This is a genomic window from Magnetovibrio sp. PR-2 (assembly GCF_036689815.1).
Taxonomy (GTDB): domain Bacteria; phylum Pseudomonadota; class Alphaproteobacteria; order Rhodospirillales; family Magnetovibrionaceae; genus Magnetovibrio.
In genome coordinates this window covers 43,029-59,945 of the sequence record NZ_JBAHUR010000019.1, presented here as the reverse complement: position 1 = coordinate 59,945, position 16,917 = coordinate 43,029, and the positions used below count along the sequence as shown (strand labels likewise).

The 16,917-nt window shown below is 44.9% G+C and carries 15 protein-coding genes; 7 read left to right on the top strand and 8 right to left on the bottom strand.

The features are described from left to right. Window positions 1-291: hypothetical protein (locus V5T82_RS16975; RefSeq protein WP_332896863.1), on the top strand; the 291-nt coding region annotated here is incomplete at its 5' end. Window positions 292-557: 266 nt separating this feature from the next. Here V5T82_RS16975 and V5T82_RS16970 read toward each other — a convergent pair. The 6 genes from V5T82_RS16970 to V5T82_RS16945 all read right to left on the bottom strand — a co-directional run bounded on the left by V5T82_RS16970 (window position 558) and on the right by V5T82_RS16945 (window position 8,837). Next, the gene (locus V5T82_RS16970; RefSeq protein WP_332896862.1) at window positions 558-719 is read right to left on the bottom strand and encodes a hypothetical protein; all 162 of its coding nucleotides are present in this window, start codon (window positions 717-719) and stop codon (window positions 558-560) included. Window positions 720-728: 9 nt separating this feature from the next. Further along, window positions 729-1,691 (bottom strand): retron St85 family RNA-directed DNA polymerase, encoded by a 963-nt coding sequence (locus tag V5T82_RS16965; RefSeq protein ID WP_332896861.1) that lies wholly within the window; start codon window positions 1,689-1,691, stop codon window positions 729-731. Next, the gene (locus V5T82_RS16960) at window positions 1,684-2,652 is read right to left on the bottom strand and encodes a retron St85 family effector protein (protein WP_332896860.1); all 969 of its coding nucleotides are present in this window, start codon (window positions 2,650-2,652) and stop codon (window positions 1,684-1,686) included. Before V5T82_RS16960 ends, V5T82_RS16965 begins: the two co-directional genes overlap by 8 nt. Before the next feature lie 865 nt (window positions 2,653-3,517). Then, the gene (locus V5T82_RS16955; protein ID WP_332896859.1) at window positions 3,518-6,184 is read right to left on the bottom strand and encodes a hypothetical protein; all 2,667 of its coding nucleotides are present in this window, start codon (window positions 6,182-6,184) and stop codon (window positions 3,518-3,520) included. Further along, window positions 6,181-7,209: a hypothetical protein gene (locus V5T82_RS16950; protein ID WP_332896858.1), complete on the bottom strand. Its 1,029-nt coding sequence runs from the start codon at window positions 7,207-7,209 to the stop codon at window positions 6,181-6,183. The genes V5T82_RS16955 and V5T82_RS16950 overlap by 4 nt, the downstream gene beginning before the upstream one ends. After that, on the bottom strand, window positions 7,206-8,837 hold the full coding sequence (locus tag V5T82_RS16945; protein WP_332896857.1) for a hypothetical protein: 1,632 nt from the start codon (window positions 8,835-8,837) through the stop codon (window positions 7,206-7,208). The genes V5T82_RS16950 and V5T82_RS16945 overlap by 4 nt, the downstream gene beginning before the upstream one ends. Window positions 8,838-9,042: 205 nt before the next feature. Between V5T82_RS16945 and V5T82_RS16940 the strand changes: the two genes are divergently transcribed. From V5T82_RS16940 to V5T82_RS16915, 6 genes are all read left to right on the top strand, one after another. After that, window positions 9,043-9,726 (top strand): hypothetical protein, encoded by a 684-nt coding sequence (locus V5T82_RS16940; RefSeq protein ID WP_332896856.1) that lies wholly within the window; start codon window positions 9,043-9,045, stop codon window positions 9,724-9,726. An 849-nt stretch (window positions 9,727-10,575) separates the two neighbouring features. After that, window positions 10,576-11,595, top strand: a complete 1,020-nt coding sequence (locus tag V5T82_RS16935; RefSeq protein ID WP_332896855.1) for a site-specific integrase — start codon at window positions 10,576-10,578, stop codon at window positions 11,593-11,595. A 129-nt stretch (window positions 11,596-11,724) separates the two neighbouring features. After that, window positions 11,725-12,423: a hypothetical protein gene (locus V5T82_RS16930; RefSeq protein WP_332896854.1), complete on the top strand. Its 699-nt coding sequence runs from the start codon at window positions 11,725-11,727 to the stop codon at window positions 12,421-12,423. Beyond that, window positions 12,420-13,031 (top strand): hypothetical protein, encoded by a 612-nt coding sequence (locus tag V5T82_RS16925; RefSeq protein ID WP_332896853.1) that lies wholly within the window; start codon window positions 12,420-12,422, stop codon window positions 13,029-13,031. The genes V5T82_RS16930 and V5T82_RS16925 overlap by 4 nt, the downstream gene beginning before the upstream one ends. Then, the gene (locus V5T82_RS16920) at window positions 13,021-14,163 is read left to right on the top strand and encodes a ComEC/Rec2 family competence protein (protein ID WP_332896852.1); all 1,143 of its coding nucleotides are present in this window, start codon (window positions 13,021-13,023) and stop codon (window positions 14,161-14,163) included. Before V5T82_RS16925 ends, V5T82_RS16920 begins: the two co-directional genes overlap by 11 nt. 537 nt (window positions 14,164-14,700) lie before the next feature. Beyond that, window positions 14,701-14,835 (top strand): hypothetical protein, encoded by a 135-nt coding sequence (locus tag V5T82_RS16915; RefSeq protein WP_332896851.1) that lies wholly within the window; start codon window positions 14,701-14,703, stop codon window positions 14,833-14,835. A 75-nt stretch (window positions 14,836-14,910) separates the two neighbouring features. Here the strand turns inward: V5T82_RS16915 and V5T82_RS16910 are convergent, their stop codons facing one another. Both V5T82_RS16910 and V5T82_RS16905 read right to left on the bottom strand, forming a co-directional pair. Next, window positions 14,911-16,464: a TrbL/VirB6 family protein gene (locus V5T82_RS16910; RefSeq protein ID WP_332896850.1), complete on the bottom strand. Its 1,554-nt coding sequence runs from the start codon at window positions 16,462-16,464 to the stop codon at window positions 14,911-14,913. Between the two features lie 10 nt (window positions 16,465-16,474). Further along, window positions 16,475-16,903 carry a hypothetical protein gene (locus tag V5T82_RS16905; protein WP_332896849.1) on the bottom strand — a complete coding sequence of 143 codons (429 nt, stop codon included), beginning with the start codon at window positions 16,901-16,903 and terminating at the stop codon, window positions 16,475-16,477. Window positions 16,904-16,917 lie beyond the last annotated feature (14 nt).

Sequence of the window (16,917 nt, the reverse complement as noted above, 5' to 3'; positions counted from 1 at the left end):
CCCTTTAACATTTGGATCTCTCCTGCCCCACTTTCAGATAAGCAAAGTAAGTCAGAACGTCACACCACCGCAGACAAAACCATGACGTCACAACCCAGCCCGAAACCGCAACGTCACAAAACGATGCGGCAAAAGATAGCAGACGGTGACGTCATAAAAACCAGCTTGTACCTAGATAAAAAGCTCCACCTGGCTCTTTCTAATTTGGCTACCACAACAGGTATGAAAGCCAACGACCTCATGATCTACGCCACCATCAAACTATTCGAGGAATTTGATCAAGATGTCTGACGCGACGAAACAGTCGTGGCGCCACAGTAAAATATGCGACGTTACAGCTCGTAAGATAATATCATTCACGCCAGCTTGGCCGCCACAAAACCCACGTTGAATGTGGCAGGGCCGCCCCCTGCCCGCAGGCATCCGAGATATCTGCTTAAATGTCTTCTGGGCTTTCGCACAAGACACGTTGAAATAATACCCATTCCAGTTATTTTTCTCGGTTTGAAGCTGAACTAAGAGCCGCCCCAAAAAAGTTCAATCTCGTTTTCGGAAAACTACCCCTCATCAATCACATGCTGACGGGCAGTATTTGGATCAGGTGAATACAACACTAAGGCCAAGCTCTTCATTGCTTGATTCCATGTCACATAATCATCAGGTGTAGTAGAGCTTCTAATCAGTTTTGAAGATATTTCTGCATTTTTTAAAGTGTCCATCAACAAACCTTAAACTGGCTTTTCCCATTTTAGAATGGATTCAATTTTATGATCGCCATATTTATTCTTCATAGACTTTATAAATGAAGGCTCTACATCTAAAGCAAAGGCTAATAGCCCTCTGAGCCTAAGAGTAGATTTTGAATCCAATTGTCCCTGAGTAAATTTATGGATTGCTGCTCGAATATTTCTTTTCCTCACTCGCCCCAAAGAAAGCTTCCCTTGGCTAGATAAGGTAACCCCAGTTACAAATCGTTTATGTTTTTTAGAAGCATGAACCGTCTTCTCAGTATTAATTCTTAAATATGGGTACTCCACTTGCTTGCAGGCTTTGGTGACGAATGACTCTATTTCTCTAAGCACACCCTTTTCATTTGTTGAGAATGTAAGGTCATCAGCATAACGGGTATAGGTAACCCCCATACGCTTGCACTCTTCAGAAACAAGTAAATCAAAGGCATATGCAATAGAGTTAGCAATGAACGGTGAACTGGGTCCGCCAATGCATAATTCAAGCCCTCTACCAGCCTTAAGCCTTCCGTTGATATTCTTTGGCCTCCATAAAGCGATATTACATATGAAGTCTATATCATCAGCATCAAACCTGTCCGTCATACAGGATGCAAGATGTTTGGCTAAATCAAGTTTTTTGATTGATGGAAAATACTTTCTAAAATCCATCTTCAAAAGGTATGCGTTATTTACGTGCTTGGAGGCATTATATTTGATGCCACGCCCAGAACGATAAGCCGTTGCGCAATCATGAATAGGAAGTTCTGAAAGTACATTTTCAACCAACCACTTTTGCAAGGCTTTTATTTCTTTTGCTGGTTGGGCAACTAAACGCTTAGTGCCATTGCGCTTATCGATTTCAAAAACTTTATATCTCTTTGGTGCTGAATTAACCAGCATTCTAGCCTCACGAATGGTAACTCCAAAATCAGTAGCAATTCTTTTAAGGAGGTTACTCATCGGGAACCTCCGCTGCATGCCGTTTGATTACTTTATAGCGGCCAGGATCTTCTTTCTCGAACCACTCGCGAACTAGAACACCCAACCGGGTGCGATCAGAAATATCTGTGTCAGTACCTTCAACATAATCAATGTTGATGTGGCGCAGATCGGAATTCGAAACGTAAAATTTTCTGCCGTGAGTTCGTATTGTAATCAAATCCAATTTATCAAGAACAAACAAGTGTCGTTTTACGTCGCTCTCGGTAACACCAGGGATCACATTCTGCATGGCCTCGACCAATTCACGAACCGTTGCAGCACCATATACTTTCAAGACGTCCAACAACATCAGGGACACATGTCCGCTGTTGTTTTTATCAAGCTTCGTTTCTGTTTTGATTTTTTCTTCGTACTCAAGAAGCTTGTTGATAATGCTTTCCCAGACATCATCGAGATGCCCTTCGTTGATACGAGGCGGTTTACCGGTTTCGAAAACTGCCCCCCAACGAAAGGTTAGGACTTTATCCTCATCAATTTCCCTCAACTTCAGAATTGGTCCAAGTGAAATGTACGACTCGTCATTGTCGATAGACGAGTTTATAACCACAAAGAGCCTTTCGCTGATATCCTCATCGTGGGCAAATGCTCCCAATTCAGCATACGAGCCGGGACTCTCTGAAATCAAAAACACAAGTGAACAGATTTGCGAAACGTGTCTCTCAAAACTCGCCAAATCTTGAAAATGCCCCCCAAAAAGCCATTCACGCATGTTTTCTTCTAAATAGAAGCGTTCATAAAGGCTGGTCTTGTGTACCAACGTTTTGCGCAAAATATAATCGCGTGCCGAATGTGGTTTTGCACCATGATCTAACTCCGGGTTTTTCGGCCCACCACAGAAAAATATGTGATCAGACGTATTCGCAACCCGCGATTTAAATACATCAATGCTTTTCGTGAACCTTTCAATATAAGGATTCACCGATAATTTCCTTTACCCTTGATAAGGCGCGATGAGGCCTTTTCATTACCGGAGCGAGCGGAGGTGATGAAAAGGCCTCAATCGCGCCGATAAAAGTCGTCAATATAACCCGTCTGGCGAAGCGCCCGACACCGGATGTTCCATGTGGATGTTCCAATCCGCGTAAAGGTATAATCAAGTTACGCGCACAGGGAGTCCCGGTCAAGAAATCTACTGAATTACCACACCGGTCCTGAGCATTCGTTTCGTAACAGCCTGGCACGAAACCCTGTAAAAAGGCCTCAAATGGGCAAAAAACCGAAGTTTTCCGGTGCTATGTGTTAAGGAAAAGTGCGGGAATACGGGCCTTGGCAAGGGGGAGTAATAGTAACCACACAGCTCCCTCTGTTGCCAAAGGGGCTGTAGTCTTTATCCTTGAAAGATAAATATCAAAGCTGGAACACGCTGGTTTTCATGATCATGTCGCCTTGCGATATTTTACTCACGACACCGGTCGAAGAGATAAAATAGTTAGGCTTCTGATTTCCGTATCGCTACCGGCCATCATTCCGCCAAAGGGAATGATGCTCCCAAGGACATATCCAGCAGCTGTTTTCTTTGTGCAATCATTTTCCCAATTTTTGCAGGTCAGTGTTTCCTCATCATTGGAAAGGAAGTCAGTTCCCGTAGGGTTGCCAAGCAAGGTATAGCTTCACAGCAGTGGAACCAAAGTCGTAACGTCACAAATCGATAAGACACAAAATTGCTGATAGTGACGTCATAAAAATATGATTATATCTAGATAAAAATCTTCATCAGGCTCTCTCACAACTTGCCAACTCAACTGGATTGAAGGCCAATGAGCAATGTTGATATAAGAACGCCATTAGCCGTTAAATAAATTAACAAGTGCAAAATCTTTCAGTGCCTCAAGGCGCCAGAACTCGTAGCGCGAAAGTTGTTTGTTCTGATATGTACCCTTATCCCAATCAATATCGAAGAACGCTTCTACATCTTCTGGTGTATCGAAAACATCAACGGTCGTTTCTGACGTGCTGTATTCTATTTGTTGCAGGCCATTACAAACCCTTCTGTAACACCCAATAATAAACGTTTCTATATAGTTCTCTTCTTCTTTTCTCTTATTTAGCCACTGAAGTGCTAGCTCGTATAACTCTCTGAAGTGGTCCATATCACCTGGTATAAAGATATTGTCTTGCCAGAAATGAGCAATGACTTTGGATTGTAAGATGTTGCAACTGACAATATCGCAGGTCAATTTAAAGGTCTCATCCCGATCTTCGGCGAGCATTTCTTGTAAGAATGTTATGAAAGCAGGCGCATACTCAGACACACAGTCGTAAACTTGCCCCTTGCGCGGTTTATATACGCTCTCGACGTCACCATTGACTTGACTTCTCACGAAGTAATACGTGGCGATGTACTGCGAGAGAGTTTCGTTGTTAAACCTTAAATTATGCTTTTCTTGTATAAGGTCTTCGTTGGCTTTCATATCTTTGACAAGCGCTTTTCGAGCACTATCCAAATGCTGTTTTGCATATTTTATTAAATCTTGTTCGGTGATGGCCAACATACGGCGACAAACCGAAGCGATGTAATATGCTTCGCGACCGGACATGTTGCTTTTAATCTCTGAGCGAACGGGAATTGGCTCATCTGATCGTTCGATGATATTGATCGCACGCCTAGCATGGCCGTATGCGGCTTCCCATTTTTCTGCTGCCGCAAACACGGCTGCTAAGACCAGAAACTTCAAGTGCGATTTCTGCCGATCATCCAGTTCACCCCGGACATTTTTATCGCAGCAGTCGTCCTTAATGGCCAGGAAGTCATCCATGAAACTATGTTCCGTATTTTTGTAATAATCACGGATAGAAAGGTTAGTGAATATTTTGTTTGTGTTCGTTAGCGTTTGGAAAAAGAGATCCGGTGGCCGAGATGCGTTCTCTGCTGAACGCACTAGCTCTGTCGCTCCGCGGTTGGAAAAGGACAACATCGTTCTGTCTCTTTGACGACTGAGATATTCTTCGAATACATCAGATAGACGAGTGTAAAAGCTCTCACCACCTTCCGCCTTCAATTGGTTTCGGATCGCTCTGACATCAATGTCGTTAAGGCCGAATTCCTCAGCTCGCGCCGTTTCAATTCGTTCTTTTGTAAATTGGTACCAGTCAGAAAGGTCAATGAAGCCTTCGTGATTAAGTTCTGCCCCACGTGCCCCGAAGGTGCCGTTCAGGACAAGCCGCTCCATATTCTGTCGCGAGAGGGACAAACGTTCGCCTTCAGTTGCGAATAATCCATGGAATAGATCTTTGAGCTGGATCGTCTTTGCATTTTCCAGAAGTGCATCAGGCGCAATTGCCCAGAAGTGACGAATATAATGAAATGAAAATCGGCTAAACCACGATGAATACTCATCCGATTCATCTGTGATAATTCCAAAAAATTCGTACAGCTTTTCTAATAACTGGGCTGCTTCATGATTATCATTGACGTTTAATTTGTGTGCAAAAACATCAGCCATTAGCACACGCCTGATGATTGGCTCTAAGTACTCAGGTTTCGTATTGTATGTTGCTCGTACTAGAGTTCTATCCCCAGTCACAAACACGAGCCGCCGCTTAACGCCCTGCATCAAGAGGCGTTTATTGTAAATGGCCATGTCGGTTAAAGCGCGAGCATCTGCCTTTAAGCTATCACCAGATTTTGACCCTAGACGATCTTGCCAAAACAGCTCAAGAGCACGCCGAGCATATTTTTCAACTTCAAAATATTCGAAATTTAAATCAACTTTTTCTTTCGCGTCGTTCAAAAGGTCGTTAAATGCGTCAAAATCAAACTTATGAATGTCGCCATAACGATTTAAAAACTTTGTATAATTTTCTTTTTCTCTTAGAAGCTTCGACTGTTTGCTCCCAAATCTCATAAATCGAGATTCAAATCGTTTAGAAATAAGATCAACGATCTGCTGATCCGATTGTCCTCTTTCGATGGCAGAAACAACAAGGACTTCCGTTAGAACTTTAAACCGTCTTTCCTCGTTCGTTTCAGGGTCACGATTGGCGATAGATTTAGTTTCTCTATCTAAATATTTTAAATGGCTATTTGTTTCAGAGTAATGGTGTGGGAATTGATATATGCAACTCAATGCTCGGCTAAAAGATTGATCTTCGGCATTCTCGTCAGATGAACTACCATCCTCATACTCGACAGGAGCCTTCAGGGCTTTGCGCGCCAACAAAGAGGCTGTAAACCAAGCAATGCTATCTTCCGACGCGCGATACTGGAGTTTGTCTTCGTCCCTATGCATACGTGGCAAGAGTTGGCCGTAGCCCCACCCCCCCTCATTATCCAAGGGGCCTGTCTTCCACGGCTCAAGATAAGTCGCGATGATATCGGTGTCATATATAAAAGTAATATCGTGATCATCTTTGCTTTTAAATGACACACTCTCCTGTCGCCCCATGATCTCGCAATGAAGAAACGCCATCGCGGAAAGGAGTTTACGTTGGTCGCCATGCCGCTTTCTCATGACACATTCCCTAACCCTTCACGATTCTTAGATCTAAATTTCTGAATGTAATCAGAAATTGGAACCTCGTGTGAATCACCAATGCGCCTCATCATGAAGACATTATCATTGGAAAAATGAAGAATATCGTCAAGTCCGAGAAGAGGTTCCGTATACTCATTGAAATCAGGGACACTTAACTCACCTATCATCCCACTCCAATTGTCTAAATGTTCGAGTGCCCCGAGCAGTTTGGCCTCATGATCAGCTTTGAAGAGCGCAGCCAATTCTATCGGATTTAGCAAAACAAGCTCCGGTTTATTTCGCTCGTTTTGGGCCAACAGAACTTTGGGAGTGGCGAACTTGAAAGACGTCGTTTTAAGCAAGGCGCTGATGGCTTTGTAAGGCAGAATAAAAGTTTCAGAACGCCCCTCGTCGATAGCAATCGTCGGTCCAAGATAACCGTCTTGGGTTGCATAAATCGCACCAAACTCTTTTTGTGAAGGAAAGTCCTGATTTGCCTCTCCCATCGAGCGTACACATATGCAGCCCTCAATCGTAGAGGGGGCACCTTGAGGCAGATGTATTGCGTCACACCTTAATGTGCGGTTTGGATGCGCAATATAAAGCTCAGTTGCCCTGTTTCTATCTTCATCATGCGCAGAGAGGAGCCGAAGCCCTCCAACGATCTCCGTGACAATGGCCTCTGGATCAAAATTGGGATCGATCACCACATCGTCTTTAATCGAGAAACACCCAAGGAGAGCTTGCCCCAAGGCATCGCCGTTCATATTCGACGGCAGGTGCGACGTACCGACCTCAGCAAAATCACCATCTTCCTTTTTGATGTAAATTTTCCCGGTGCCCAAGTTATCCAAGAAGGAGGTAGGAACCAAACCGTACAGCCGAAGATCATCTTCGCATTCGTAGCCCTGCGCGTTTTCAAGGAAACCGCTCATGAAAGAATAATATCTGCCGCCAGTTTCATTCGGCGCAGAATACAGTTTTTGACCTATTTGTATGGGGGGGGCAGCATTTGTCGTCATGGTGCAGCCTCAAAATCAACGCCACATACTGGGCATGCGTGCCGAAACTCATATTTCACGCCCACACCAAAAATCTGCCGGTCAAAGCCGCCAAGTTTTTTATAGACATTATCATTTGAGTCATCTTCAGGCAGACAAACAACAAAAGTTTCATCCGGTTCGAGATATATGTCGGCATTATTGAAGTATCGCCGCAAAAACTTTTCAGCTAGATCCAGGCGTTTATTGCTATCGAATTTAACTGGAATGTTTACGAAAATCCGCTCCCACTCAAAGATCAGGTCATTATTCACCCCTCTTTCGGCCAGCAATTTCGTATACTTTTCTTTCAGATCTTCACCGACCAGCAAGCCCTCAATGAGGTCTTGTGAGCCCGTTCTGGTGAAATGGATATGTTTTTCAGAAACCGGCTCCCCATTGATTTGCAGACGATTGTCTTCAATGCCCCCTTGCTTGTACCGTTCGTTTTCATTTGATGTGTAAAACAATGAATACAAAAGCGCGTTGACCGGAGAGACTTTTTCATTGAATGGCGTATCCCCATCTCCGACCAAGTGAATTCTGTCGAGCTCTTCCGCACGCTTAAAATTTCTTTCAATCATTTTTTGTATTTCTTCAGCGCCAGGGTAATGGCTGTTTTCCGTGCAAAGGCGGTGCATGAAATTATAAAAATTTTGGGGATTAGGCTCCCCTTCTTGAGGGGCAAAGCATTCGGCAAGATGCTTTTCGGCGTCCGTTGCCTGCTGGTTTTTCTCAGGCCAGGCGTTATCTAATTTTTGATACTCTTCTTTTCTCAGCAATCCGATAACTTCAAGGGCCGGGTTTGTTTCATTTTTATCGAGGACATTTCCCTCTTTTAGGGCGAGACGAACATAATCAATGAGGCCGCCATCCCCTTTCCCCGTCACATATCGCGGCAAGTCTGCGTACAAGTGATCGCTGCGATAGTTTTTCACGTTATCGCTCCACCAGTAAGAGCCTGAACTTGACAGGTGGAGGTGTTTTTCCCGACCAAACCCGAGAGCGATAATCGTGAAATCAAACCTAAACCGTTTGTTTCTCTTCAGCGGATGATCGGCGGTGACATAAATTCGGTCATCCATCTTATCGAGACGGATGTTAGTAATTGTATGGCTCGTCAACACATCATCAGAGTTTTCTTTACAAAAAGACGCAAAATTTTCGTCTTCCTTTATCTGCTCCGTAATTTCTTTCACATTATCGGCATACCAGTTCATGAACGGTAGATTGGTCGTCGACAGGTATTCTCTTCCCTGGTCGAGTTGAATCGGCCAATCATTGTAACTCGGATGGGCATGACGATGTTCTGCGGTCGCCTGCTGTTGCAAAATATCATCGTGTGCTTCGATGAGCTTTACGTTTTTCACGCCCAAGGCCTTTAAGGCTGTAAAGCAGACCGTTCCCGACACACCTGCGCCGAGAACCCCAACTTCAGGATTTTCAACAGACTGAAGGTCGACAATCAAATTGCTCACCAGATCAAGAGCACGCCACTGTTGCGCATGAAAGCCAACCCGCCCTGCTGAAGTTCCAATGGTATAGAGTTGCCCATCTACGCGATATCTATCTAGGCGTTCATTGCGTTGTGGCGTCAAATTTACAGACATGATCAAAATAAAGTGCGAGTGTGACAGGTAATTGTGATTGATTAGGGAATTAGCGTACAGGTAGCATAGCGCGTTCGTCAATAGGATGATCTGGTCCGGGTTTCTCCCTGTTTGTGTTTCAACTCAGAAGCTGCTGGTTTTAGATCTATCGCATATACATTTCTGGACCACTGTAGAAATCATAGATTCTCAGGAATTTCTCATAATGTTTGCAAGATATGTTAGAGCCTATTTTTTAGACACAAAAGATGATTATGAAAAAAATAGTAAATATAAATATGGTTTTATTTACCCTACCGCCAAATCAATAATCACATTATTGAGATTATTAAATTTAATTGAATGGTTGAAGGTGTTTTCCGGGTATTTTTACTTGTTTTGTAACGGTGAAGATGCGTCAAAAGATGGCGATCGGAAAGCGAAAAGTATCGCCATTGATGTTTATATGATCCTGAAATGGGGACTAGTTTTATTCGCAATCTACTATCAGGTGTCTTCCACTATTATGGGCTACGTCATTTGGTACCTTATTGCGTCCAATTTATTCAGTTATTTTTACTACCATGCCTGGAGCGGCATCCTGCCAGTAAAAAAGGATCTGCCTCATCAACAACGCCGCTTTTTAGCATTTATGCTTTCTCTCGCCTTTTACCTTGTCTGTTATGCATACCTTTACGAGTATCAATATAGCGATTTAATTGCTTGGCCAGACGGTTGTGTAAACACTACGAATGCGTTGTACCTTAGTGTTGCAACCGCATTCACATTGACCTACGGAGGTTTTCAGCCCCTTGTTCAAGAAGCGCGTGTGTTGTTTGCGTCAGAGCTGATAAATACTTTCTTTTTCTTCGTCATCATCTTGAGTAAATCAATTCCTGATTCTGAATAAATGTTCTGCCGCTTATAGTGCATAAACGATTGTATTTTCGCATCAGCCGGGTTGTCGGGGAAGGTCATGCATTACTTAAGCGGTAGCTAGGTCAATCCGCAGAGCTGCGTAACGGATATGTCCACCTTCCCCATAGTGTCGTGCGTGGTCAATAATGCTGACCGAGAAACTCTTTACCTCAACCTTTTGCAGATGCACGTCACGACACCATGTCCCCCTGAAATATCCATGCTTTGCTTTTGGCCTTGAAGAACTACTACCAATGATCGATGTAACGTCGCAAATTGATGAGGCAAAAGATTGTTCATGGTGACGTCATAAATACCAGTTTATATCTAGACAAAAACCTAGATCAGGCATTTTCTGAATGGGATTGAAAGCCAAAGACCTCGCGATCTATGCAATCATTAAAGGCTGGGAAGAGTTTATCACAAAGCGTGACATCACGACCAACCGAAGACAGCAACAACTTACCCATGCGTCAAAGGCGACATAAACCACTTTACATTTCATTTGTTGAAAGATGTTAGTGTGACAAGTTTGTAACGACCCCAAATTCACTAAAATCTCTAATTTCTGTATTGACGCATAACATTAGTCCTTATTTTCAGATGATTATGTCAAACACAGCTACTTCATCGCCTTCGTGATGCAATACTCAAACGAACTCGAAAACCGTTGTGCCTTCACGGGTACCGAGGGTTCGAATCCCTCTCTCTCCGCCATTTTACAAATGAAAAACAAGTGCTTAGAAGGCACAGCCCATTACCTCCGAGCCATAAACTTGCTTGCGGTCGCTCGATATGTCACAATTTAATCACACTGCATCGTCAGTTTGGGGAATGTGGCATGGCTACCATCAGCAAACGAAAAACCAAGAAGGGGGTGGCCTGGTGCGTCCAGATTCGGCGCAAAGGTTATCCCACTCAAACCCGTACTTTTAATAAGCACCCTGATGCCAAGGCCTGGGCACGCGATATTGAAGGCCAGATGGATAAGCGCTCGTTCGTACCAATTGGAAACGCAGAAAACACTACGCTGCACGATGCCCTCGACCGCTATCTCAAAGAGGTCACTCCTAATAAGAAAGGGGCAAAGCAGGAAGAGGCGCGGATTGACCTTCTAAAGCGTATGAAGCTTTCTGAATTCACGTTAACCCGGCTTCGTTCATCAGATATTGCGAGCTGGCGGGATGATCTTGTCGGAATGGACAAAGCACCAACGACAATCCGAAACATGGCCACCATCATTTCCCAGGTCTATGAGACAGCAAAATTCGAATGGGGTATGGAAGGGTTGCACAATCCAGTGAAGGGTTTGCCCATGCCAAAGCATCGACCTGGCCGCGATCGTCGGCTAGTCAAACATGCGGATCCGGCACAAGACGAAGAGGCCCGCCTCCTGAAGGCTTGTGATGCCAGCAAGAGCCATTGGCTAAAACCAATTGTTATTATTGCGATCGAAACCGGCATGCGTTTGGGAGAAATTCTGTCGATCAAACGGGCACACATCGATTACAAGGACGCGGTCATTCACCTACCAGATACGAAAAATGGGACCTCACGTGATGTGCCATTGAGCTCTCGTGCCTTGGATGCTTTGGAAAACACGCCCGCGTCCATAGACAAAGAAGGACGAGCCTTCCCAATCACAACACACTCCCTTGAGCACCATTTCAAGAAAGCCCGCGCGGCTGCTGAAATTGAGAATTTTCGCTTCCATGATTTGCGGCATGAAGCGACATCACGGCTTTTCGAACACGGTCTCGACATCATGGAAGTTAGTCACATAACTGGCCACAAAACGTTAGATATGTTGAGACGGTACACTCATCTAAAGGCAACAGACTTAGCCAAAAAGCTCGGATAAGCCTGAAATAGCTCTATTTCTCAACGAGTTAATCAGAACACCACATACCCGAGTTTTTTGAGTTTATAACTATATTAACGTAACGTATTGTACTTACAGTAGTAAGCACGCTCTCAACAGGATACGGCCATGCGCATCGAACCGCTACGGGATGAAGCAAGTATTGTTTTACGCGGGGCATTTAATCCCCGCATTTTCCATCCAGCATGGCTTGAGCTCAATAGCTTGATTTCAAAAGAACAAGCCGAAGATGCGGATATAGAGATTATTCATGCCGATATTACCCGCTTTACAGCTGGGTATATTACATTCGAAATCCAGGCTAACCGCTTTATGGTAGGTTGCGAAGCTATATATAAAGACTTGATTAAAGATATGGCTGTTTCCATTTTTGGAGAGCACCTCGTTCATTCGCAAATCTGGCAGCTTGGTCTTAACCGTACTATTTTATTCTCCTGTGGCAACGAAGCTACCAGGGATGCATTTGGTTCATTACTCGCCCCTAAAGAACATTGGGGGAAATGGGGTGATGAGATCAAGGGAGAAGATGCTCAAAAGCATGGTGGCATGATTCGCATGGCCATGAGACAACAACCCCGTCCAGATGGCATTGAAGGATACATTGATGCTGAGGTTCGGGCGGTCAAAGACGACCACTCTGCAGTTGAGCTTGGTATCAACAATCACTTTTCCATCAGTGACCCAGAAAATACAACAGGTTGCACTGAAGCTATAGACGTATTACATACACACTGGTCAGCTGTGATGGAAAAGGCTGAATTTATCGCAGATGGCCTCATGGAAACCATTGAAAGCGTAAAACAATGATTGAGGCATCAACCGCACCAGTCTATTTCGAAGACGACACCATCAGCGCTGAAGCTATGCCTGTCTTTTCCAGGACCCCTGAAGTTGGCCCTTCGGCTCCTCGAAATGCGGATTACAAAGACACGGCAGCTGAAGGAAATGGCCCTCATATTCGTACCCGAAAAAAAGTAGCCCGGGCCTCAAATCATCACGCTGTTCGATTTGATGTTCTTTCCAACTGGGAAGGAGTCATTACTGCGGTTGAGCAAACGAAGTTTTACGCATCAATTCGAAAAACAAATAGCGATTTATCTGTAGCTGAAGATGGTGTCGAAATTGGAATTGATGAGGTGGACCATGGAGATCTAGACCTCCTTAAAGAAGGTTCCATTTTTTACCTCACAGTTGGTGTCATCCATCCCCCTGGGCAAGGGCGCCAAAAAACCACACGATTAGTCTTCCGGCGCATGCCTCGTTGGGGCAAACGAGATTTAGAACGCGCTGACGCAGTAGCTGATGAACTCTGGCGCAGTCTTGGAAGTATTGAGAGCCCAGCTTCTGCAGAAGATATGGCTGCTCCAGCCCAAGCTTCATTAACAGAAACTCGTGAGGATAAGTTTGGTAGCTAAAAGAGCAATTCAGCCCACAACTTCAAAAGCTGAGTACTCTTCGCCATCTCCTCAAGAGTTGGAAATATCTCTATTTGGCCCCGGCTATGGGGAGTGCATTGTTGTCCACTATGGCGACGGCCTATGGTTTACAGTGGATAGCTGTCTTGAAGAAGACAAACGAACCCCTTCTGCTCTTGCATACCTAGAAGCTATTGGCGTGAATGTTGCGGAGCAAGTAACGCATAATGTGATTACTCATCCAGACGGGGATCATGTTGGTGGAATTGCAAAACTATTCGATGAATGCAAATCAGCAAAGCTTGTCTGCCCTAGCATTCTTGCAACTAAAGAGATGGTGAAATACATCACCTATTTCGCCAACAATGACCCAGCTGCTCTCAGTCAAACAACTCGAGAGCTATATAATGTTTTAAAGCTCAGTACTGCCCGCGCGCCGAAAACCCCCACCTTTGTTAAACAAGATACCCTTTTCATCAACACACCAGATATGCGCGTAAGCGCCCTGGCTCCGTCCGACGCTAAGGTCGGCCAATTTCTCGCATATGTATCGACCCAGACACCTGACTTTAAAGCTGAACGAAGAGGCGCAACGCAATTGCGTCCTAACGATGTTTCTGCCGCGATACTTCTGGAACAAAATGCAAGTAACACTAACTCAAGCGTCCAGCCGTTTTCGGCAATATTTGGAGCTGACTTAGAAGAAACACCAGGAAAGGGCTGGACATCCGTCCTGAATACATCTTTGTCCTATCAAGCTGCGCAACCAGCTGGTGCCTTCAAAGTGGCCCATCACGGCTCCACAAACGCCGATGCTCCACAGTTGTGGAAAAACATGAACTCGCCAGTAGCCTTTCTCTCTCCATTCAAACGCGGCTCGACTGAGCTACCAACGTCATCCGATGTTAAGCGCATACTTGGACATACCAACGATGCATACAGTACTTCCAGTTTCTCCACGCAAAAGAAAAAAAGGTTGGGTAGAAACGATAAGATTCTAGTCCGGCACAACATTCACCGTTATGATCTCTATCCCAAAAACGGACATGTTCGACTTCGGGTGGACCCAAAGGACGGAAGTGTGAGCGTAAATCTCTTCAACAGCGCAGTACATTTGTCACAAGTCCGCTAACCTCCACTTCGCGCGTTAAGGGAGGGGCACTGTGAAGCATCGCTTGCGCAGTGTTAGTGGGAAACGAGATTAACTCGCTTTCGCCCCCCAGCATGTGCCTCGTCAACACAGAACCTCCCGGCGGCGTTTCGAAAGTGCTGACCATAAACTCGTTGTCAAAGATGAATTTGATATTGGTGTTTGCCGTCCTCTTTCAGCTCAGCTGCAAGGCAGCTGACGACTTTATCCAAGAAGTGCCTAAACCATAGCCTCAGAATGTTCGATGGGCTGTAACCACAACTTATTTGAGCCAATCGGCGCTAGGATTCTCACCGGCGTATGATCCCCTTTAAGGCATCCTACAAATGTATAGTTTCCCTGTTCGTTGTGCATCAAAGAGAATTCACGCACATGAAATAACCAATGTGTTTCTTGGGATGAGAATATAGCCACCTTCTCACTATGCTCATCGATCCACATTGACGTATACGGCTCTGATGGCATGAAGCCATAAGCATGGGAATGAGGTGGCTCAGGCATCGTTTTTGGGAAATTCTCATGTTGAGCCTTGATGGCTACCTCACCATCAAAGGCAGCCACAAATCGCCAAGTGCAATCCGCATTGCGGAAAGCGCAGCGAATTGCTTGATCAACATTTCGTGCCTCAATAACCCACGTCTGGAGATCGTATAGATCTGCGCAATATCCGACGACTGTGTACCTCATAGCATCTCCCCTAAAGCCAATTTAACCAAGAAAACAACAGGCCTATTTTTTAGGCCCTTTGCGAAGGCCCTCCCCTGACAAAGCATCCCCAGCAGTGGCCATCATGTCTCCAACAGAGCTGGACGTGGGCGCAGATGATGCTTGAGGCTGTGGCATCCCCCCAGCTGCATGAATTGGGCCTTGGCGGAATGGATCAGAGGGATTTGCCCCCCCTCCTCCCATGCCCATCATCTGCGTAGCAGTATGAACGGCTCCACCTGCCAAGCCGTGATTCATCACATTGGCAACAGGACTTGCGCGCCCAGCCGCTCGAGCCCCTCCAGACACAAACCTTGAGGCCACACCTAGCGCAGCACCAGTAGCAATCTTGCCACCTCCAACCACACCTGCAGCAGCACCTGCCCCATCCTGTGCGCTGCTAATATTAGAGGCCAACGTCTTCGATTGAAGATGCAGAAGAACGGACATCAAGCCGATAACGACGACCATAAAATATTCAGTGCCCAACACACTGAATGCTTTCGCGTCTATAGCGTCTATCTGTTGCCAGTAACGCTTACACTGATCATCAAAAACTTCATCATGTTCATTGCCGAGACCATCGTCTTCGTGGGCATAGACTTGAGAAGAACAAACCTTGTTTGCTTCTTGCTCTGCCTCCTCTTTCAACTGGCTATATTTATCTTGAATGAACATAAGTTCCGACACTTGTGCATTGATAACTTTTATTGAAAGGCTCATCGCAAATGATGCAAAAACAATAATCAGAAACCCATTCAGTAGAACTTGAAATGATTGTTTTACATATGCTCGAGACCATTGAAATGAGAGTGCTGCAATTAACAATGGAGACAGCATAGAGATCACAGCAAACTTAAACATGGCCTCAACTAAGAAGGCCATAAAGAGCCCCAACACAAATACAAAAGGAAGGATCAACATGAGCCCGGTTGCCACACGAACAATTGCTTCCGTGACACCAAACGTTGAAGCATTTTGACCGGTTATAAGAACACCACCAACATGAAGGACTTCAAAAATCGAAGTCTCAATTGACTTACTTAAAATGCCGTAGAACCCACCACCTAGTGATGCGTAGTCCTGAGCAATATCTTTATCGATCGTGTTCTGAACCACAAAGGCTCCAAGCTTGAGAGCTCCACTCTCAATTTTTTCAATTATCATCCACGCTAGAGGGTCACCATTGGTCGCCGAGAGCAACACGACAACACCTGTAAAAACACCCAGGGAGATTAATGATTTTCTACCGATCTCCATTGCGCCACCGGGGTTCAATCCCATACGTACTCCAGTGATGACCATGAACAGGATCATTATATTTTTAAGCGGAATAAGAAGATGGGGCGCTAGCTTTTTGTATAAATCAATCACCCATTCTTTTTTAACTTCATCGAGCTTTTCAAAAAGTGGGCAGCTGTAACAGTCCTTATTCAAAACGGTTTCAATCTTTTGAATGACCGTTTTTTCATCGACTACTGGTGCGTTCATAATAGGTGTCTGCGCATAAGCCACGTTAGGACCAATCGCAGCCATAAAAACAAGACAAATCAGCGCAGAAAAAAATCCGTTTGTCATAGCACACCCCTCAAAGAGAAAGAATAAATGGGGCGAGCACTGCGAGCACAATCAACGTGCCAAGAGTTTTGTTTCCGAGCTCTAGACGTAGGCGCTCAAAAGCAATAATTATCCACTTTTCGACCTGATCATATTTATAGGGAATTGACGCGGGATCAGACAAAAATCCCTTGATTTTAACGGCAGCAAAAATCAGAAGAATGAAGCCAATAAAGCCGAACGTTACAACGGGTACTGACGCTTCATCAACGAACCACAAAACCCCCGCAAAGACGAAAGACGCGCCAGCATATCCCCACCCGAGAACACGCTGAAATTGGCTCTCCGGCACAGCCCCATCAGTCACAGTTTCGTGGCCGATTTCTTCGGCTCCAATCTGCTCATGGGCGTCTAAATTTTTCGGTTGTTTCGCGATGAATTCGTTCGATTCATTTTGCATGTCACATTCCTTTT

Bases quoted from the DNA above. Each gene is read 5' to 3' on its own strand.
- V5T82_RS16930 (WP_332896854.1), top strand. From the start codon at position 11,725: ATGCGCATCGAACCGCTACGGGATGAAGCAAGTATTGTTTTACGCGGG.
- V5T82_RS16925 (WP_332896853.1), top strand. From the start codon at position 12,420: ATGATTGAGGCATCAACCGCACCAGTCTATTTCGAAGACGACACCATC.
- V5T82_RS16950 (WP_332896858.1), bottom strand. From the start codon at position 7,209: ATGACGACAAATGCTGCCCCCCCCATACAAATAGGTCAAAAACTGTAT.
- V5T82_RS16955 (WP_332896859.1), bottom strand. From the start codon at position 6,184: ATGAGAAAGCGGCATGGCGACCAACGTAAACTCCTTTCCGCGATGGCG.
- V5T82_RS16905 (WP_332896849.1), bottom strand. From the start codon at position 16,903: ATGCAAAATGAATCGAACGAATTCATCGCGAAACAACCGAAAAATTTA.
- V5T82_RS16910 (WP_332896850.1), bottom strand. From the start codon at position 16,464: ATGACAAACGGATTTTTTTCTGCGCTGATTTGTCTTGTTTTTATGGCT.
- V5T82_RS16915 (WP_332896851.1), top strand. From the start codon at position 14,701: ATGTTGAGCCTTGATGGCTACCTCACCATCAAAGGCAGCCACAAATCG.
- V5T82_RS16945 (WP_332896857.1), bottom strand. From the start codon at position 8,837: ATGTCTGTAAATTTGACGCCACAACGCAATGAACGCCTAGATAGATAT.
- V5T82_RS16965 (WP_332896861.1), bottom strand. From the start codon at position 1,691: ATGAGTAACCTCCTTAAAAGAATTGCTACTGATTTTGGAGTTACCATT.
- V5T82_RS16940 (WP_332896856.1), top strand. From the start codon at position 9,043: ATGTTTGCAAGATATGTTAGAGCCTATTTTTTAGACACAAAAGATGAT.
- V5T82_RS16935 (WP_332896855.1), top strand. From the start codon at position 10,576: ATGGCTACCATCAGCAAACGAAAAACCAAGAAGGGGGTGGCCTGGTGC.
- V5T82_RS16970 (WP_332896862.1), bottom strand. From the start codon at position 719: ATGGACACTTTAAAAAATGCAGAAATATCTTCAAAACTGATTAGAAGC.